Source organism: Microbacterium sp. NPDC056736 (assembly GCF_042790415.1).
GTDB lineage: Bacteria > Actinomycetota > Actinomycetes > Actinomycetales > Microbacteriaceae > Microbacterium.
Window position 1 is genome coordinate 67712 of sequence record NZ_JBHTZE010000007.1, and the last position, 16968, is coordinate 84679.

17 protein-coding genes are annotated in these 16968 nt (G+C 71.8%); 8 read left to right on the forward strand and 9 right to left on the reverse strand.

Annotated features, from left to right (window positions below; genetic code table 11):
• Window positions 1-119: 119 nt before the first annotated feature.
• Window positions 120-1169 (reverse strand): hypothetical protein, encoded by a 1050-nt coding sequence (locus tag ACFRAL_RS14105; protein ID WP_378883954.1) that lies wholly within the window; start codon window positions 1167-1169, stop codon window positions 120-122.
• Window positions 1170-1638: 469 nt separating this feature from the next.
• On the opposite strand from ACFRAL_RS14105, the gene infA reads away from it, so the two are divergent.
• The 6 genes from infA to rplQ all read left to right on the forward strand — a co-directional run bounded on the left by infA (window position 1639) and on the right by rplQ (window position 4792).
• Window positions 1639-1860, forward strand: coding sequence for a translation initiation factor IF-1 (gene infA, locus ACFRAL_RS14110; protein WP_005050493.1), 222 nt, complete (start codon window positions 1639-1641; stop codon window positions 1858-1860).
• Between the two features lie 71 nt (window positions 1861-1931).
• Entirely contained in the window at window positions 1932-2048 is a 117-nt protein-coding gene (rpmJ, locus tag ACFRAL_RS14115; RefSeq protein WP_005050492.1) for a 50S ribosomal protein L36, read from the forward strand.
• A 146-nt stretch (window positions 2049-2194) separates the two neighbouring features.
• Window positions 2195-2569, forward strand: a complete 375-nt coding sequence (rpsM, locus tag ACFRAL_RS14120; RefSeq protein ID WP_336398091.1) for a 30S ribosomal protein S13 — start codon at window positions 2195-2197, stop codon at window positions 2567-2569.
• 32 nt (window positions 2570-2601) lie between these two features.
• Window positions 2602-3000, forward strand: a complete 399-nt coding sequence (gene rpsK / locus ACFRAL_RS14125) for a 30S ribosomal protein S11 (protein WP_018171470.1) — start codon at window positions 2602-2604, stop codon at window positions 2998-3000.
• A gap of 165 nt (window positions 3001-3165) precedes the next feature.
• Window positions 3166-4155: a DNA-directed RNA polymerase subunit alpha gene (locus ACFRAL_RS14130; protein ID WP_336398092.1), complete on the forward strand. Its 990-nt coding sequence runs from the start codon at window positions 3166-3168 to the stop codon at window positions 4153-4155.
• 40 nt (window positions 4156-4195) lie between these two features.
• Window positions 4196-4792 carry a 50S ribosomal protein L17 gene (gene rplQ, locus ACFRAL_RS14135; RefSeq protein WP_378883959.1) on the forward strand — a complete coding sequence of 199 codons (597 nt, stop codon included), beginning with the start codon at window positions 4196-4198 and terminating at the stop codon, window positions 4790-4792.
• 184 nt (window positions 4793-4976) lie between these two features.
• Here rplQ and ACFRAL_RS14140 read toward each other — a convergent pair whose 3' ends face one another.
• Window positions 4977-6890 carry an acyltransferase family protein gene (locus ACFRAL_RS14140; protein WP_378883962.1) on the reverse strand — a complete coding sequence of 638 codons (1914 nt, stop codon included), beginning with the start codon at window positions 6888-6890 and terminating at the stop codon, window positions 4977-4979.
• A 121-nt stretch (window positions 6891-7011) separates the two neighbouring features.
• On the opposite strand from ACFRAL_RS14140, the gene truA reads away from it, so the two are divergent.
• Window positions 7012-7872: a tRNA pseudouridine(38-40) synthase TruA gene (gene truA / locus ACFRAL_RS14145; protein ID WP_378883965.1), complete on the forward strand. Its 861-nt coding sequence runs from the start codon at window positions 7012-7014 to the stop codon at window positions 7870-7872.
• Window positions 7873-7878: 6 nt separating this feature from the next.
• Here the strand turns inward: truA and ACFRAL_RS14150 are convergent, their stop codons facing one another.
• The 5 genes from ACFRAL_RS14150 to ACFRAL_RS14170 all read right to left on the reverse strand — a co-directional run bounded on the left by ACFRAL_RS14150 (window position 7879) and on the right by ACFRAL_RS14170 (window position 14375).
• On the reverse strand, window positions 7879-8994 hold the full coding sequence (locus tag ACFRAL_RS14150) for a hypothetical protein (protein ID WP_378883968.1): 1116 nt from the start codon (window positions 8992-8994) through the stop codon (window positions 7879-7881).
• Window positions 8991-10643: a sensor histidine kinase gene (locus ACFRAL_RS14155; protein WP_378883970.1), complete on the reverse strand. Its 1653-nt coding sequence runs from the start codon at window positions 10641-10643 to the stop codon at window positions 8991-8993. Before ACFRAL_RS14155 ends, ACFRAL_RS14150 begins: the two co-directional genes overlap by 4 nt.
• Window positions 10644-10652: 9 nt before the next feature.
• On the reverse strand, window positions 10653-11444 hold the full coding sequence (locus ACFRAL_RS14160; protein ID WP_336398098.1) for a response regulator transcription factor: 792 nt from the start codon (window positions 11442-11444) through the stop codon (window positions 10653-10655).
• An 88-nt stretch (window positions 11445-11532) separates the two neighbouring features.
• The gene (locus ACFRAL_RS14165; RefSeq protein ID WP_336398099.1) at window positions 11533-12708 is read right to left on the reverse strand and encodes a hypothetical protein; all 1176 of its coding nucleotides are present in this window, start codon (window positions 12706-12708) and stop codon (window positions 11533-11535) included.
• Window positions 12705-14375, reverse strand: a complete 1671-nt coding sequence (locus ACFRAL_RS14170; RefSeq protein ID WP_378883974.1) for a sensor histidine kinase — start codon at window positions 14373-14375, stop codon at window positions 12705-12707. Before ACFRAL_RS14170 ends, ACFRAL_RS14165 begins: the two co-directional genes overlap by 4 nt.
• Before the next feature lie 186 nt (window positions 14376-14561).
• Here ACFRAL_RS14170 and ACFRAL_RS14175 point away from each other — a divergent pair, with 186 nt between their 5' ends.
• Window positions 14562-15314 carry a glycosyltransferase gene (locus tag ACFRAL_RS14175; protein WP_378883977.1) on the forward strand — a complete coding sequence of 251 codons (753 nt, stop codon included), beginning with the start codon at window positions 14562-14564 and terminating at the stop codon, window positions 15312-15314.
• Between the two features lie 170 nt (window positions 15315-15484).
• On the opposite strand, the gene ACFRAL_RS14180 is transcribed toward ACFRAL_RS14175, so the two are convergent.
• Entirely contained in the window at window positions 15485-16309 is an 825-nt protein-coding gene (locus ACFRAL_RS14180) for a response regulator transcription factor (protein WP_336398102.1), read from the reverse strand.
• 179 nt (window positions 16310-16488) lie between these two features.
• Window positions 16489-16941 (reverse strand): hypothetical protein, encoded by a 453-nt coding sequence (locus ACFRAL_RS14185; RefSeq protein WP_378883980.1) that lies wholly within the window; start codon window positions 16939-16941, stop codon window positions 16489-16491.
• Window positions 16942-16968 lie beyond the last annotated feature (27 nt).

The window sequence follows — 16968 nt, forward strand, 5'->3', positions numbered from 1 at the left end:
GCACCGTGGTGTGCCGTCGCGTTCGCGGTGTATCGCCCGCTCGAGGGGCCGCGACGGGTCAACGGGCGACGGGTCAGCGGGCGACGGGTCAGCGGGCGACGGGTCAGCGGCGCGGTGGATCAGCGGCGCGCTGCGGGCGTGCCGGCCGCGGGTGCGCTGGGGACAACGGGCGTGCGGGGAACGGCGGGCGTGCGCGGGAGAGAGCGCGGGTTGGCCCGCATGGTCGCGAGCAGCCGGCTCCGCGGTGCGGCGACCCGCGGCACGCCGAGCCGTTCCAGCTCGCCGATCACCGGCGCGACGGCCATGCACGCAGCCCAGTCCCACCGACCGAACTCCCGGCAGTGCCGTCGCAGCCGGTCCTCGCGCCGCTTCTCGGCGAGGACGCCCTCGAGGGTCTCCTCGGCGGTCGCTCGGACGTACTTGCCGTAGCCGTCGGATTCCGCGACGGCCTTCGCGCTCTCCCACCAGAAGTCGGTCCGGTCGGTGATGCCGTCGGTGACGAACACGCGCTGGAGGTCTGGCGGCTCGAAACCCGACCAGACGATCACCGCGCGGCTGACGCTCTCACCCGGCGACTCAGCACGCGCATCGACCATGGGCAGCAGAAGGTTTCGCAGCGCGCGCCCGCGCGTGTTCGGAAGGGCCGCGGCGGCCGCCTCGAGGTCGGCGACGGCGAGCATCCCTCCTTGCACCCGCGACACCGCCGCATCTCCGACGGCAAGTCCGAACGGTGGCGGCAGCACGCGCATCAGATCCGCCGTCGTGGTGGCGGGCGTCGTCATCGTGTGGGCGCCGAGCGTCACGGTCTCGGGGACGGCGACGCAGCTGTGCACGAAGACGTCCCCGAAGCGTCGCGACCTGGTCCGGGCCAGCGCGTACACGTGGATCAGCGCAGGCTCGCCGAAGACGGGTAGCCCGAGCAGCGCGGCAGCGGACTCGTATGCGAAGACGGCGTCGGAATTCACCAGCGCGTACGCGTGCACGCGCGCGAGATACCGCTCCCAGGGGCGCAGCGCGTCCCATGCCGGTCGGGCGGCATAGACGCCGGTACGCACGCGGTGGAAGTGCGCGCTGTTGCGGAGCCCACGCGTGCCGGCGAAGGCGTCACGGACGCTGACGAGTTCGATGGGCGAGGGCCGGACCACGCCGACCGGCAGAACCTGTGCCATGCGGCAATGGTCGTGGCCGCGGCATCCGCTCGTTCCGCGCCTGCGCTCAGACGTGAGGAACTCGCGCCCCGTGCCCGAGGTTGCGCCCCCGTGGAGGAAGGGCAAACACCGCATCGCTCGCGAGACACCGCGCCCGAGTGTGGCGCCTCGTCGCGAATGTGGTGTTTGCCCTGGAAAGGGGGGGTGCGCAGACGTCGGGGGAGAACGGATGCCGCGGGCCCTGGGATGCCGCGGGCCTGGGGCGCCGTGGTCCGGCCGAGTCGGGGTCCTGGGGATGCCATGGGCCCGGCGATGCCCGCCACCCGAGGGAATCCTGAGCGGCAGCCGTGACGGCGCGGCGGGCATTTGCCGAGGCATCCGCTATCACGTATGCTTGATCTTTGGTGCGTTGCGCCTTCATCGGCGTGTCGTCGCACCGACATCCCATCCACCCGCAGACCGACCGGTCTGCACAAGTGTTAGCGAGCGTATGGCGAAGAAAGACGGTGTCATCGAGATCGAGGGCGTCGTGTCCGAGGCGCTGCCCAACGCGATGTTCCGCGTCGAGCTCACCAACGGACACAAGGTTCTTGCCACGATCTCAGGCAAGATGCGGCAGAACTACATCCGCATCATCCCCGAGGACCGTGTGGTCGTGGAGCTCTCGCCCTACGACCTGACGCGCGGTCGCATCGTCTACCGCTACCGCTAGACCGGTCGAGAAGTAACGCCCCACGCGGCACACGCACGCGTGCCCGGCGAAGACAGCGAAGAGAAGAAATCATGAAGGTCAACCCCTCCGTCAAGCCCATCTGCGACCACTGCAAGGTCATCCGCCGCCACGGTCGCGTCATGGTCATCTGCAAGTCGAACCCGCGTCACAAGCAGCGCCAGGGCTGAACGGATGCCGCGCCCCGGCGCGGCCCGCGACTCACAACTCAATACACACACAGGCAGCATCAGAACCCGCACCGCGGGGGACACCTCGGGCGGAGGCCCGGGCACCGATGCTGCTCCACACCTCCACTCACTCCTAGGAGAGCCGCATGGCACGTCTTGCCGGCGTCGACATCCCGCGCGACAAGCGCGTGGTGATCGCCCTTACCTACATCTACGGCGTTGGCCGTACCCGCTCGAACGAGATCCTCAAGGCGACGGAGATCGACGAGAACATCCGCGTCAAGGACCTCAGCGACGACCAGCTCATCGCACTCCGCGACTACATCGAAGGCAACTACAAGGTCGAGGGTGATCTCCGCCGCGAGGTCGCCGCCGACATCCGCCGCAAGGTCGAGATCGGCTCCTACGAGGGCCTGCGCCACCGCCGCGGCCTCCCGGTGCGCGGTCAGCGCACCAAGACGAACGCCCGCACCCGCAAGGGCCCGAAGCGCACCGTCGCCGGCAAGAAGAAGGCGCGCTAAGGCGCGGCCCCCAGGTTCAGGAGAGCAAAGCAATGGCACAGGCCAAGTCCGCCGCGCGCAAGCCGCGCCGCAAGGAGAAGAAGAACATCGCGCTGGGCCAGGCCCACATCAAGTCGACGTTCAACAACACGATCGTCTCGATCACCGACCCGTCGGGCGCCGTCATCAGCTGGGCATCGTCCGGTGGCGTGGGCTTCAAGGGCTCGCGCAAGTCGACGCCGTACGCCGCCGGCATGGCCGCGGAGTCCGCTGCCCGCCAGGCGCAGGAGCACGGTGTCAAGAAGGTCGACGTCTTCGTGAAGGGCCCGGGCTCGGGCCGCGAGACCGCGATCCGCTCGCTGACGGCTGCCGGCCTCGAGGTCGGCTCCATCCAGGACGTGACGCCGCAGGCCCACAACGGCTGCCGTCCCCCCAAGCGCCGTCGCGTCTGACTTCCCGCCCTTCGACGGGCTCAGGATCCGTATCGGTCACTGAGCCCGTCGAAGGGCTACCGCACGCTTAACGGATGCCTCGGTCCGAGGCATCCCCGAGTAAAACTCAACACCTCACCCACCGCACGTGTCATATAGCGGGCACGTGATCGAAAGGAACACATAGTGCTCATCGCACAGCGTCCCACTCTGACCGAGGAGAAGGTCGGGGAGTTCCGCAGCCGTTTCGTCATCGAGCCGCTGGAGCCCGGCTTCGGCTACACGATCGGCAACGCGCTGCGTCGCAGCCTCCTGTCCTCCATCCCCGGCGCGGCCGTGACGTCGATCCGCATCGACGGCGTCCTCCACGAGTTCAGCACCATCCCGGGTGTGAAGGAGGATGTCACCGAGATCATCCTCAACATCAAGCAGCTCGTCGTCTCGAGCGAGCGCGACGAGCCCATCACCGCGTACCTGCGCAAGACCGGCGCCGGTGAGGTCACCGCCGCCGACATCTCCGCTCCCGCCGGTGTCGAGGTGCACAACCCCGAGCTGGTCATCGCGACCCTCAACGACACCGCGAAGTTCGAGCTCGAGCTCACGATCGAGCGCGGCCGCGGCTACGTCTCGGCGACGCAGAACCGCAACGAGTACGCCGAGGCCGGCCAGATCCCGGTCGACTCGATCTACTCGCCGGTGCTCAAGGTCTCGTACCGCGTGGAGGCCACGCGTGCGGGTGAGCGCACCGACTTCGACAAGCTCGTGCTGGACGTCGAGACCAAGTCCTCGATCGCCCCGCGCGACGCCGTCGCGTCGGCCGGTCGCACGCTGACCGAGCTCTTCGGCCTGGCCCGCGAGCTCAACGTCGAGGCCGAGGGCATCGAGATCGGCCCGGCGCCGGTCGAGACCGTCCTCTCGAACGAGCTGTCGATGCCGATCGAGGACCTCGACCTGTCGGTCCGCTCGTACAACTGCCTCAAGCGCGAGGGCATCAACACCGTGTCGGAGCTCGTCGCCCTTTCGGAGACGCAGCTGATGAACATCCGCAACTTCGGTCAGAAGTCGGTCGACGAGGTGCGCGACAAGCTCGTCTCGCTCGGCCTGTCGCTGAAGGACTCGGTCCCCGGGTTCGACGGCGCGCACTTCTACGGCGGCTACGACGACGAGACCGTCTGAGTTTCGGCTTTCGACCTTTAAGACACTGGAGTAACTGAGAATGCCCAAGCCCACCAAGGGTCCCCGCCTCGGAGGCGGCCCCGCCCACGAGCGTCTGCTGCTTGCGAACCTGGCCGCCGCGCTGTTCACCCACAAGTCGATCAAGACGACCGAGACCAAGGCCAAGCGCCTGCGTCCGCTCGCCGAGCGCCTGATCACGTTCGCCAAGCGCGGCGACCTGCACGCGCGTCGCCGGGTGCTGTCGGTCATCGGCGACAAGTCGGTCGTGCACGAGCTCTTCACCGAGATCGCGCCGCTGGTCGCGGACCGTGAGGGCGGCTACACCCGCATCACGAAGGTCGGCAACCGCAAGGGCGACAATGCGCCCATGGCCGTGATCGAGCTCGTGCTCGAGCCCGTCAACCCGAAGCCGAAGTCGGCCAAGAAGTCGGCTTCCGCCGCTGCCCCGGCCGCGGCCGAGGAGGCTCCGGCCGACGAGACCACCGCCGAGGAGTCGAACGTGAGCGAAGAGCCCGTCGAGGACACCACTCCCGAGGAGTCGGCCACCGCGGCCGGCGCCGAGTCGCCTGAGGAGGGCGAGGCCGCCGAGGCTGCCGCCGAGGACGCCGTCGTCGAGGACGACAAGAAGTCCGAGTGATCGGACGCCGGGCGTCGCCGCCCGGCAGGTCGCGGCATCCGTGCCCGGCCACCCTTGCACCGCGAGACCCGTCACCCGTCAGGGTGGCGGGTCTCGCTGCATCTGCCCGCGCTGCGCGACCCTCGCGCCGCCTGCGCCCACCGCTCTCACTCGGTCGCGGGGCCGCCGCACGGCCTCCCCGCGGCTACGGCGTGAGGTCGAGCTGCAGGCCGCGGATGAGGTCGTTCGCGTAGGCGCGGCGCTCCCTCGCGAGCTCGTCGACGGCGGCGGCGACCGTGTCGGCGAAGATGCGGCCACCCGCGTCGCCGGGGTGGATGCGGTCATGGGCGAGCAGGTTCTCGTGCGCCGCGATCGCTCCCGACCAGTCGGCGACGATGACGTTGCGGTGCGCGTCGGCGAAGGCAGCGAGCTCGGCGTTGACGCCCGGGATCCAGTCGCGCGGCGCGTGGGCGTTGACCAGCACGAGTCCGCGCTCGGGGCCGATCGTGTCGGCGAGCTTCTCCAGTGCGCCGGGGTCGACGGGGCCGTTCGTGCCGAGCGCCACCACGACGTACGGGCGCAGCCGGTCGGTCGCGGCGAGCGACCCCAGGATGCCGGGCCCGGCCCACATCGACCGCGAGACCTCGGCATCCACCTCGATGCCGGGGAGGCGTTCGACGAGGCCGCCGGCCGACGCCAGCATGACGGAGTCGCCCACGGCGGTGATCTGGTCTCCCGCGACCTCGTCGTTGGCGGGCGCGGCGGCCGTGGCATCCGTCTGCTGTCCCGATCCGGGCGGAGGCGCCACGGGGGCGGGCGGGCGTTCACGCATCGCCTCCGCCAGTGCCTCGCGGCCCGCCTCGACCGCGGCTTCGGCGCTGGACTCCTCCGGCGCGGCGGCGAGTGCGGCGCCGGTGCCGGCCAGCACCAGCACGCCCGCCAGGGCGACGCCCAGCGCGCGCAGGCGCGCCCGAGGCCCGCCGCGGAGCCGCCGGCGCAGCATCCGAGCCGAGGCGCGGAAGCCCCATCGGCGGACGGGCGTCTCGACGAACCGGTACGAGAGAGCGGATGCCGCGCCCGTGACGCCGAGCACCCCGAGGCCCAGCCACACCGGGACGGCGGCGACGGTGGCGTCGGGCGCGAACGCGGCGACCGCGAGCACCAGCAGCGGCCAGTGCCACAGGTAGATGCCGTAGGAGCGGTCGCCGATCCAGCGCAGCGGCGCGGCGTCGATGCCGCGCCCGAGCCAGGAGCCCGGCCACACGCCCGCCACGATGACGACGGCGCTCAGCAGGCTCGCGACCAGGAGCGCGCCGGGGAAGGTGGCGGCGCCGTCCTGCGGCGGCATCGACGCCAGCACGACGACACCGCCGATCGCCAGCACGCCCGCCGCCCCGGTGAGGTGCCGCGCGACCGGCGAGAGCGCGAACGGCCGCCGCAGCAGCGGCGGCAGCGCGAAGGCGAGCGCGACGCCCAGGAGCAGCCCGAAGGCGTGCGTGTCGGTGCCGAAGTAGGCGCGGGTGGGGTCGTCGGCGCCGGTGACGACCACGCCCATCCAGACCGCTGAGACGGCGGCGAGGCCCGCGGCCAGGGTCGCGCGGGAACGTGCGCCCGGCAGCAGGAGCAGCAGCGGAAGCAGCAGCGGCCACAGCAGGTAGAACTGCTCCTCGACCGCGAGCGACCAGACGTTGCGGAACAGCTCCGGCGTCGTCGCGGCGAAGTACGTCTCGCCGCCGGCGATGGAGAGCCAGTTGTAGCTGAAGGTGGCGGCGCCCACCACTTGCGCGCCCAGGCGCACCAGCACGTCGCCGCCGACGACCCAGGCGAGCGTCGAGCCGACGCCGACGACGAGTGCGAGCGCCGGCAGCAGCCGCCGCGCGCGGCGCTGCCAGAACCGGCCGAGCGCGATGCGGCCCGTGGCGTGATGCTCCCGCAGGAGCAGGCTCGTGATGAGGAACCCGCTGATGACGAAGAACACGTCGACCCCGACGAAGCCGCCGGGAAGGACGGCGGGCGGGAACAGGTGGTACAGCACCACCAGGATCACGGCGATCCCGCGGAGCCCGTCCAGTCCCGCGAAGCGGGCGGCGGGGCGAACGGCGGGCGCAGTCGACGTCATGGCTGGTTGTACGAGGAGGGGAAACGGCAAGTCTACGCGGCCCGCCTCAGGACGCACGGCAGCCGCCCGCGGGTCGGGGCCGCGCGAGGCGACCGCGCGGCGGGCGAATAGGGTGGAGTCCGTGCGCATCCGGCTCGACATCGCCTACGACGGCACGCACTTCCGCGGGTGGGCGCGTCAGCCCGGGCTGCGGACCGTGCAGGAGACGCTCGAGTCCGCGCTCGCCCGCGTCATCGGCGGCGACCCCCGCCTCGTCGTCGCCGGGCGCACCGACGCGGGCGTCCACGCCACCGGGCAGGTGGCGCACGTCGACCTCGACGACGCCCAGCAGAGCCGCATGCTCGCCCGGCACGCACGTCCGGGCGCGGGCACGCAATCGCCGGACGACCGCGCCGCGGCGCTGGCCGCACGGATGAGCGGGGTCGTGGGCGCGTACGCCGACGTCGCCGTCCTCGGCTCCCGCATCGCGCCGGTCGGCTTCGACGCGCGCTTCTCGGCGGTGTGGCGTCGGTACGAATACCGCATCGGCGACACCGTGACCGGGTACGACCCGCTCGAGCGTCATCGCACCACGTCGGTGCGCGCCTCCTTGGATGCAGAGGCGATGGATGCCGCGGCCCGCGCGCTCATCGGGCTTCACGACTTCGCCGCGTACTGCAAGCCCCGCGAGGAGGCGACCACGATCCGCACGCTGCTCGAGTTCGACTGGCGACGCGACGGCGCCGGCGTCCTCGTCGCGAACGTCAAGGCCGACGCGTTCTGCCACAGCATGGTGCGCGCGCTCGTCGGCGCGTGCGTCGCGGTGGGCGAGGGCAGGCTCGACATCGACGACGTGGTCGACATCCGCGACGCGCGGGAGCGGGTGCCGGAGGTCAAGGTGCTCGCCGCGCGCGGTCTCACCCTGACGGAGGTCGGCTACCCCGCCGACGACCTGCTCGGGCAGCGCGCCGAGCAGACCCGCGCGCGCCGCGACCGGGAGTAGGCCGCCTCACCGGACGGGCTGCGCGCGCTCCCAGCGGTGTCCGCCCGCGCGCTGCGCACGCTCCATCGCCTCGTGGGCCGCCGCGCTGAGGGTCGCGAGGTCGTACCCGCCGTCGGCGGTCTTGGCCCAGCCGACGCTCGTCGAGAACTCGACCGCGAGCGGCTGATCCGGGGTGACCGTCGAGACGCGGTCGAGGAGGTCGCGGATGCAGTCCCGGATCGCTCCATCAGGTCGGGAGATGAGCACGAAGTAGCCGGACGGACCGTCGGCGCCGATGTCGGCGTCGGCGGGGAACGACGCGCGCACGTTGGCGCGGAACCGCGCGAGGATCCGCCGGAAGGCGACCTCGCCTCCGGCGACGCGCAGCGAGTCGGTGTCGTCGAGCGACACGCTCAGCAGCGACCACCCGGACTCGTTCGACTCCCGCGCGCGCGCGAGCCGGTCGGCGGCGACGGCCGGGAAGGGGTCGGCGGGCTCTTCGGACCCCGCGGCGTCGGGGGAGCGGGCGAGCGACAGCAGCGTGACGATCGCGCAGGTGAGGTAGGCCAGGAGCCCGATCGCCTTGAGGTCCGGCAGCGCCGGGGCGGTGAGGTGGGAGCCCAGCGTCACCGTGGCCGCGATCAGACTGGCCACGGCGATGAGGGGAAGCGTCGCCGAGGCGATCGTCAGCGGCAGCAGCCGGCCCATGCTGCGCTCGTCGCGGTGCAGCAGCTCAAGCGCCGACAGCGCGGCGAGCGCCGCCGAGGCCACGTAGGCCAGCGAGAACACCAGTGTGTGGGCGTCGGTGCCGTCGGTGACCGCGTACGCGACGCCGGCGACGAACCCGAGGGCCGGGCCGAGCCAGGGCAGCGATCGCTTGTCCTGGTCGGCCCGCAGCCCCGACCAGACCAGCGCCGGCGCGCCGAGCGCGAAGCCGGCCGAGGCGTCGGCGAGCTGGTGCAGCGATGCCGCGTTGGCGACGACCGTGCCGTAGGCGGACAGCGTGACCTGGAGGAACATGAGCGACCACAGGAGGGTCGCCAGGCGTGGGCGGTAGAGGAATCCGAGCCCGATCATGATCATCGACATCAGCGTCGCCAGGACCGCCAGCACGACGGCGTCGTCGAGGCTCGAGTAGGTCATGAGGCCTCCGCGGGGATGCGCACAGTGACGGTCGTTCCCGTGCCGGGCTCGCTGGCGATGTCGATCGTCCCGTCGTGCGCCTCGATCACGTCGCGCACGATCTGCAAGCCGATGCCCGTTCCGGGGATGCCGCTGTCGACGGCGGCGGCGGAGCGGAAGTAGTGGTCGAACACGCGCGGGAGGTCTGCGGCGGGGATGCCGATGCCGCTGTCGGCGACCACGAGCTCGACATCAGTGCCCGTACGTCGTGCCGAGACCTCCACCGTCCCGCCGGGAGGTGTGTACTTGACGGCGTTGCCGAGCAGGTTGTCGGCCATCTGGCGGAGGCGGAATGCGTCGCCCCAGATCAGCACCGGCGGGCCGGGCGAGAGGGAGAGCGCGACCCGCCGCTCCGAGGCGTTCGCAGCGAACGACTCCACCGAGGCGTCCAGGATCGCCCGGAGGTCGGTGACCGCGCGCGCGTCGCGGTCGGCGCGGGTCGTCGCGTCGGTCGGCGCCGAGAGGATCGAGGTGATCAGATGCATCATCCGCTCGCCCGATTCCTCGATGACGGCCAGGCGCCGCCGCACGTCGGAGTCGAGGTCATCGCGCTCGAGAAGCCGGTCGGCGTGGCCCAGGATGCCGGTGAGCGGATTGCGCAGCTCGTGGGAGATGACCGCCGCCAGCGCATCGCGTCGCCGGTCCGCCGTCAGGAGGCCGGTGACGTCCTCGGCGATCAGCACCGTGCTCGGCTCCTCGTCCTCGCGCGGCTCCTGACGCCGGCTCGTGACCGACAGCGCGTGCCAGTTCCCCTCGACGTCGTACAGCCACACGCGCTCGGCATCCAGCTCCTCGCCCCGCGCGGCCCGTGCGTACGTCCGGGCGCCTTCTCTCAGCGCCGTGCCGCGCAGCCCGTCGTACTCGATCGAGCGGGGCGGCTGACTCGGGTCGGCCCCGTCCAGTCCGTAGAGCTCACGGTACGCCGTGTTGGAAGAGATCAGCTCCCCGGACCGGTTGATGCGGGCGATGGCGATGTGAACCCCGTCGAGGGTCTCGCTCACGCGCCGCCGTTCGATCGAGGCGGTGTCGAGAGAGTGACGGATGCGTCGGGCCTGACGACGCAGGAGCGTGCGGTAGGCGTGGCCCTGGCGGGCGGTGGCATGCACCGTCGCGCCGACGAACGCGAGCGCCAGGAGCACGATGAGCACGCGGAGGGCGCTCGCGGGCGTGGTGCCCGAAGCCAGGATCTCGGCGACGCCGATCGCGCCCACGAGCGCGAGTCCGACGGCGAGCCGCCCGAGGCTGAACAGCGCCGCCAGCCACGCGATGGGGACGACCCAGAGGTGCGAGAGGCGCAGGTCGGTGCCGAAGGTCAGCAGGCCCACCCAGATGATGTCGAGGTAGGGCAGCACCGTCGCGGCGGACTCGGGGTACTTGTGCCAGGGGACGATCAGCGCGGCGACCGTGGTGACGAAGACGCCGGCGACGCCGATCGCGAGGGGCGGCACGACCAGCACCTGCGGATCCATGATCGCCGTCAGGACGGTGATGATCCCCACGACGGCCCCGAACGACAGCTGCCAGATCCAGACCGTGTGGACGCGGCTGTCCGTCTCGCGGGGATCGTAGACCGGGTCGGAGGACCGGGTGAGTTCCGTCGTGGCGTGCACGCCGACCGCCTATTCGCGCGCGGCGGCGGACGTGAGGCGGTAGCCGACGCCCCGCACGGTCTCGATGTACCGCGGATCGCCCGGGTCCTCGCCGAGCTTCCGTCGGAGCTTGGCGATATGGGTCTCGATCGTGCGCATCTCGACCTCGGTCACGGGCGCGTCGGCCGCGCCACGGCTCTCGCCGCGCGACACGCGCACCAGCTCCTCCTTGGTGCGCACCCGGCGGCCGGTCGACAGCAGCGCCGCCAGCAGGTCGAACTCGGTGCGGGTGAGGCCGACGTCGACGCCGCCGCGCTCCGCGATGCGCGTCGACGGGTCGACGACCAGGTCGTCGTGCACGAGCGCCGCCCCGTCGGAGGCGGGCGCGGGCGGGCTCGGAGAAGCGCTCGAGTCGCCGGCACCGGCCTTCGGCGAGGGCGCGACCGCCTTGGATCGTCGCAGCACGGCATCGATCCGCGCCCGGAACTCGCGGGCGCGGAACGGCTTGGCGACGAAGTCGTCGGCCCCCGACGAGAGTGCGAGCACGGCATCCGCCTCATCGGTGAGCGCGGAGACCACGATGATGTGGGTGGCGCTGCGATCGCGGATGCGCCGGGTCGTCTCCAGGCCGTCGATCCCGGGCATGTTGATGTCGACCGTCGTGATGAGGGGCTCGTGGACCGCCACGGCTTCGATCCCCTCCGCGCCCGAGGATGCGCCGAAGGCGGTCAAGCCCGCCGACTGGAAGATGTCGACCAGCAGATCCCGCACGACGTCGTCGTCTTCGATCACCACGGCGGCTGCCGACATGGCCTCGCTCATGCTGTCTCCTCGCGTCGCACCTGCCCGAATTGTTCCACACGCCCCCTCGGCCCGCGCGGCTGAGCCGAACGGACGCGCCGGGCATCGCTCACTGTCGCTCCGACTGGCTGAGCAGCCGCTCGACGACGGTGGCGCCGACGCGCTCCCACCGGTCGCCGCCCTTCTCGCTCGCCAGCGCCGCGGCCTCCCGCGCGGTGTACACCAGCGCGTCCAGTTCGTACCCGAGCACCGAGGCGGGCGCCCAGCCGGCGCTCGCGGTCGGCCGGATGGGCATGGCGCCGTGCACGTCGAGCGACGTGACCCGCTCGAGGCTGGTGCGCAGCAGGTCGCGCACGGCGGCGTCGGGCCGGGGGACGAGGACGACCACGGCGCCGGGGGCGGGCGCACCCACGTCGGACTCCGCAGGGAAGACCCCGCGCACCTCGTCGACGAGCCGCTCCGAGAGGTTCGCGAAGGCGGGAGCCCCGGCGGTCTGGCGGATGTCGGCGGCGTCGTCGAGGCTGAGGTACACGACCGACCAGGGCTCGGAGGTGCGCGCTGCGCGCAGCAGGCGATCCTGCGCGATCCGCTCGAACTGCTGCCACGCCGTCGAGACCGTGGCGATGCGGCCGAGACCGCTGTCGCGGGCCGTCGTTCCGACCACGGCGATGAGCGCGCACGCCACGTACACCAGCATCCCCACCGATGACACCAGCCGCACGAGGGCGAAGTCGTCGCCGCCCGACGGCGGGAAGACGAAGCCGGCGACGAGGGTCGCCGCGCCGGTGACCGAGAAGGCGATCGAGACGATGCCGAAGGGCAGGAGCAGCTTGTCGCTGCGCCGGGAGGCCGCCGACAGCCAGTCCATCACGAACAGGGCGGCGAAGACGGATGCCGCGAAGAAGACGGCGCGGTACGCCACGGTGAACCACACGATGCCGTCGACGGCGGCGAGGGTCACCGCCGAGCCGGCGGCGACCACCGCTCCGGTCCAGACGAGCGGACGGAACCGCCATGCCGCTCGGAAACCCGACCAGAGGAACGCCGGCGCGCCCATCAGCGCCCCGAGCGAGGCGCGGCGCAGCGCTTCGGAGCCGGAGACCTCCCCGGCCACGACGCCGTAGGTCGCGAGCATCGCGAGGGTGAACGCGATGCTCCAGTACAGCGTCGCCGTTCCCGGTCTCACCAGGAACGCGATCCCGATCGTGAGCATCGTGGCGAGCGTCGTGATCACCGCCTGCGCGATGAGGAGCTCCACGCCCGATCCGACAATGAGGTCGGTCATGCTCGTCCTTCCGTGCTGCGCGACGCGGCCGAGCCGGTCTCCAGCTCCGCCGCCCGCGGGAGGCGCACGGTGACCGTGGTGCCTGCGCCCGCCTCGCTCTCGATGGTCAGGGTGCCGCCGTGGGCGCGCACGATGTCGTTGCTGATGCCGAGCCCGAGGCCGGTGCCGCCCGACGTCTTCTTCGCCTCGGCGGTGCGGAAGTAGGGCGTCAGGATCAGGGGGAGGTCATCGGCGCCGATGCCGATCCCGGTGTCGGAGACGGTGAGCGCCACGGTGTCGCCCTCGGTCGCTCCCACGATCCGCACCCGCCCGTCGCGCGGCGTGTACTTGATGGCGTTGCTGACGATGTTGTCGACGACCTGACGCAACCGGAACCCGTCGGCGGTCACCCACAGCGGGTCGTCCGCCTGCAGGTCGATCGCGATGTCGCCGGCCGCGGCCGTCGGGCGGAACGACGTGACCGAGTCGAGGAGGATCTGGCGCAGGTCGAGGTCGTCGAGCGTGTCGCGCCCGGAGAACCCGCGGCGGGACGTCGAGCCGAGGCTCTCGGTCATCTTCAGCATCCGCTCGCTTGCGGCGACGATCGACCGGAACCGCTCGCGCGTGCGCGGTGTCAGGTCGTCGAGCTCGAGGGCGAGCTCGGCGTTGCCGATCAAGACGGTGAGCGGATGCTTCAGCTCGTGCGACGCCATCGCGGTGAAGCGCTCCCGCTCGCGCTCGGCGTACGTCAGTGCGGTGACGTCGTGCACCAGCAGGAGGATCGAGGACTCCTCGTCGCCGCGCGCGGCGAGGCGCTTGGCGGTGACCGAGAGGGCGCGCCACTCGCCGCTCGCGGTGAAGAGCCACACCGACGCGTCCACGAACGTCTCGCCGCGCGCGGCGCGTGCGAACGGACGCTCCGAGAACGGCACGGGCATGCCGCGCAGGCCGGTGTACTCGACGGAGCGCGCGGGCAGGGTGAGATCCAGCGGGTCGAGCCCGTACAGGCGCGAGTAGGCGTCGTTGACGGCCAGGACGGCGCCGCCCTCGGAGATGCGCACGATGCCGGTGTCGATGCCGTTGAGGATCTCGGTCGTGCGCCGCTCCTGGTCGGAGCGGCGGTCGAGCGTCGCCGTGAGCCTGCCGGCCTGCCGGCGCAGCAGGCGGCGCAGGGCGCGGGTGCGACGCAGCGCCAGGTGCGACGTGATCCCGATGAACGTCAGTGAAAGCAGCACGACGAAGGCCCGCAGCGCCGCCATCGTGCCCGTGAGCATCGCCGAATCGATGAGGATGATGAGCCCGATGAGCGCGAGCATCGCCGCCAGCGCGGTCGCGCGGAAGTGCATGGCGACCCACATGACGGGAAAGCCCCAGAGGTAGCCGAGGCGCAGATCCAGGTCGCTGGAGAGCAGGCCGATCGCGACCGCGTCGGCGAAGGGCACCGCGAGCACGGCGGAGGCGGGGAGCTGCGACCACGGCAGCGCGAGCACGGCCAGCGTGAGCAGCACCACCGCGAGCGTTCCGACGAGGAAGGTCCACCGGCCGAAGATCGCGGGCTGCAGCGCCATCGCGAGGACGGCGGTGATCAGCACGCTCGCGGCCAGGACGAGCTGGGTCAGCCAGATCGACCGGGTGCGGGCATCGGGCGTGCGCACGACGAACACTGGTCGTGCAGCCCCGGTAGCCATGACGCGATCCTATTGGCCCGGCCCGCCCCTCCCCGCCGAAGTGACAGAGAGTCGGAGAACGCCTTCTTGCGGATCTCTTGCGGAAACCTTGCGCCGGTGCTCGCGCCGCCTCGGAGGCCGCTTGCGGTAGGCGGGCGATGCTTGGTGCGTGCCGGAGAGACCGGCCGAGAAGCGAAAGCGACGAACGTGTCAGACCAGGTCCCGCTCACCCGCAGCACGCGGACGATGCGCGTCAGCGAGGGAACCCCTCTCGCCGAGCACACCGCCGCATCGCGCGGGTCCGCCGATGACCTGGGGGCGGTGCTCGATGACACCTCGGCGCATCGGTCGTCGATCGGCTGCGTGGTCCCGGCGCACAACAAGGAGGACTCGATCGCCCAGGTGCTCGAGGCGCTGCTCGGCCAGACCCGGGTGCCGGACGTCATCCACGTGGTCGTCAGCAACACGTCCGACCGCACCGTGGGCATCGCGTCCTCGTATGCGGGACCGCACGAGGTCGCGACCGAGCTCGGGGAGCAGTTCACCGAGGTGTTCGTCCACGACATCGGACGGATCCCCGGCACGCGGGCCGGCGCGCTGAACTACGGCTACACGCTCGTCGAGGGCCACGACTACCTGCTGGGTGTCGACGGCGACATCGTCGCCGACGTCACGGCGGTCGAGCACCTCGAGGCCGAGGCGACCTCCGACAGCCGCATCGGCGGCATCTCGGCGATCTCGTCGCTCGGCGCCCTCTTCTCGATCTTCTTGACGCAGGCGCTGCGCGACGTCATGAACGACAACCACCGGTCCACGCCATGGATCGACGGTTCCGAGGACGCGGACACACTGTCGCGGCAGCTCGAGAGCGCCGGCTATCTCAGCCGGGTCGTGACGGAGCGGCAGGCGCTGTCCATGCTCTTCAGACTCATCCGTCGAAAGGGCGGGTGCAAGGTCTGATCCGGACCCGAAGCGGATCAGAACTGGGGAAGACGCCGGGGAGGGGAGCCCCGGCGAGGGGGAGGCGGAGAGGGTGCCCGTTTGGGGAAGCGGGCACTCTCCCGGAACGCAGCCGCGGAGGCATCCGCTCGTCTGGGGCGGGAGGATGCCTCCGCCGCGGCATCCGTCGATCAGACCGCTTCCGAGGTCAGCCGGTAGCCGACGCCGCGCACCGTCTCGATGTACCGCGGGTTGGCGGCGCTGTCGCCGAGCTTGCGGCGCAGGTTGGTCATATGGGCCTCCACCGCCCGCTTGTCGGCGTCGCCGACGAAGTAGCTGGTGACGTAGGACTCTCCGCGCAGCACCAGGGTGAGATCGGCCTTGCTGCGCACGCGGCGCTGGGACTCCAGCAGCGTGGCGAGCAGGTCGAACTCGGTGCGGGTGAGGTCGAGCTCCTCGGCGCCCAGGAGCACGATGCGGTTCTCGGGGTGCAGCCGCAGATCGCGGTGCGCGAGCCATTCCGCCGAACCGTCGACGGCGGGGACGGATGCCGCGACCGCAGGCCCGGCAGACTCCGGCACCGCCGGGGTCCAGGTGGTGGTCTGCTCGACCGGCTCGGCCGGCTCGGTGCTCGTGCGGGCGCGACGCATCAGCGCCTCCACGCGGGCGCGGAGCTCCCGCGGCCGGAAGGGCTTGGGAAGGTACTCGTCGGCGCCGGCGCCGAGGCCCGCGATGACGTCCGCCTCGTCGTTGAGTCCGGTCAGCATGATGATGAGGGTGTCGGACTGGGCGCGGATGCGCTTGGCCGCCTCGATGCCGTCGATGCCCGGCATGTTCACGTCGATCGTGGTGAGGACGGGCTGGTAGGTGAGCACGGCCCGGACGCCGTCGATCCCGTTGCCCACCGAGACGGTGGAGAACCCGGACGACTCGAGCACTTCGGCCAGCACGTGACGGATGTCGGCATCGTCCTCGATGATGACGGCGGTCTTCGGCACGTCGGGTGGGGTCGACATGGGAGGTGCGTCCTCTCAGGCGGTTGGACAGCGTGCACCGATCACCGACCCCAGCAGCGGACCCCGACGCGTCGCAAGTACTCCCGATGCTACACAACCCGCGAATGCCTGGTCGGGCGTCAATCCACGACGCGTGCGCGGATCCGACCGACCGCCTCGCCTCCGAGCCGTCGCGGGGCTCAGGCCGTCCGGGGACGCGCGCCGCGCAGCCGCACCGCCGGTGCGGCGCGGCGCACCGGCGGTGCCGCGGAGCGGGCGCGCGAGGCGGCACCGGTCTTCGAGCCCACCAGCTCGAGCAGGGCGGCGGCGAGCGGGCTGGCGGAGGACGCCTCGGTCTCGAACGCGCGGGCGACGATCGTCGCGGCGCGCTCGAACTCGCTGGCCTTCTCGAGCGCGGCCCGGCGTTCGCCGACGACGCGGTCGGCGGCGGCGTACTCGGCGCGCAGCCGCGCGCGCTCGTCCTCGTCGAGCCCGCGGCGCTGGGCCGTGCGCTCGAGCGCCTCGCCCGCGCGCGTGCGGGCGGCCACGCTGCGGCGCAGCTCGCGCTCGGCGGCCTCGCGTGCGGTGCGGCTGGCGGTGAGGGCGTCGGTGAGGTCGGCCCGGACGGTGCCGGCGGAAGCGGAAGCGGACATGGGATCCTCCTGGGTCGGGTCTGTCGT

Coding starts and splice junctions, on each gene's coding strand:
- ACFRAL_RS14170 (WP_378883974.1), bottom strand. CDS start 14,375: ATGGCTACCGGGGCTGCACGACCAGTGTTCGTCGTGCGCACGCCCGAT.
- ACFRAL_RS14105 (WP_378883954.1), bottom strand. CDS start 1,169: ATGGCACAGGTTCTGCCGGTCGGCGTGGTCCGGCCCTCGCCCATCGAA.
- infA (WP_005050493.1), top strand. CDS start 1,639: ATGGCGAAGAAAGACGGTGTCATCGAGATCGAGGGCGTCGTGTCCGAG.
- rpmJ (WP_005050492.1), top strand. CDS start 1,932: ATGAAGGTCAACCCCTCCGTCAAGCCCATCTGCGACCACTGCAAGGTC.
- ACFRAL_RS14180 (WP_336398102.1), bottom strand. CDS start 16,309: ATGTCGACCCCACCCGACGTGCCGAAGACCGCCGTCATCATCGAGGAC.
- rpsM (WP_336398091.1), top strand. CDS start 2,195: ATGGCACGTCTTGCCGGCGTCGACATCCCGCGCGACAAGCGCGTGGTG.
- ACFRAL_RS14160 (WP_336398098.1), bottom strand. CDS start 11,444: ATGAGCGAGGCCATGTCGGCAGCCGCCGTGGTGATCGAAGACGACGAC.
- rplQ (WP_378883959.1), top strand. CDS start 4,196: ATGCCCAAGCCCACCAAGGGTCCCCGCCTCGGAGGCGGCCCCGCCCAC.
- ACFRAL_RS14140 (WP_378883962.1), bottom strand. CDS start 6,890: ATGACGTCGACTGCGCCCGCCGTTCGCCCCGCCGCCCGCTTCGCGGGA.
- ACFRAL_RS14150 (WP_378883968.1), bottom strand. CDS start 8,994: ATGACCTACTCGAGCCTCGACGACGCCGTCGTGCTGGCGGTCCTGGCG.
- ACFRAL_RS14185 (WP_378883980.1), bottom strand. CDS start 16,941: ATGTCCGCTTCCGCTTCCGCCGGCACCGTCCGGGCCGACCTCACCGAC.
- ACFRAL_RS14165 (WP_336398099.1), bottom strand. CDS start 12,708: ATGACCGACCTCATTGTCGGATCGGGCGTGGAGCTCCTCATCGCGCAG.
- rpsK (WP_018171470.1), top strand. CDS start 2,602: ATGGCACAGGCCAAGTCCGCCGCGCGCAAGCCGCGCCGCAAGGAGAAG.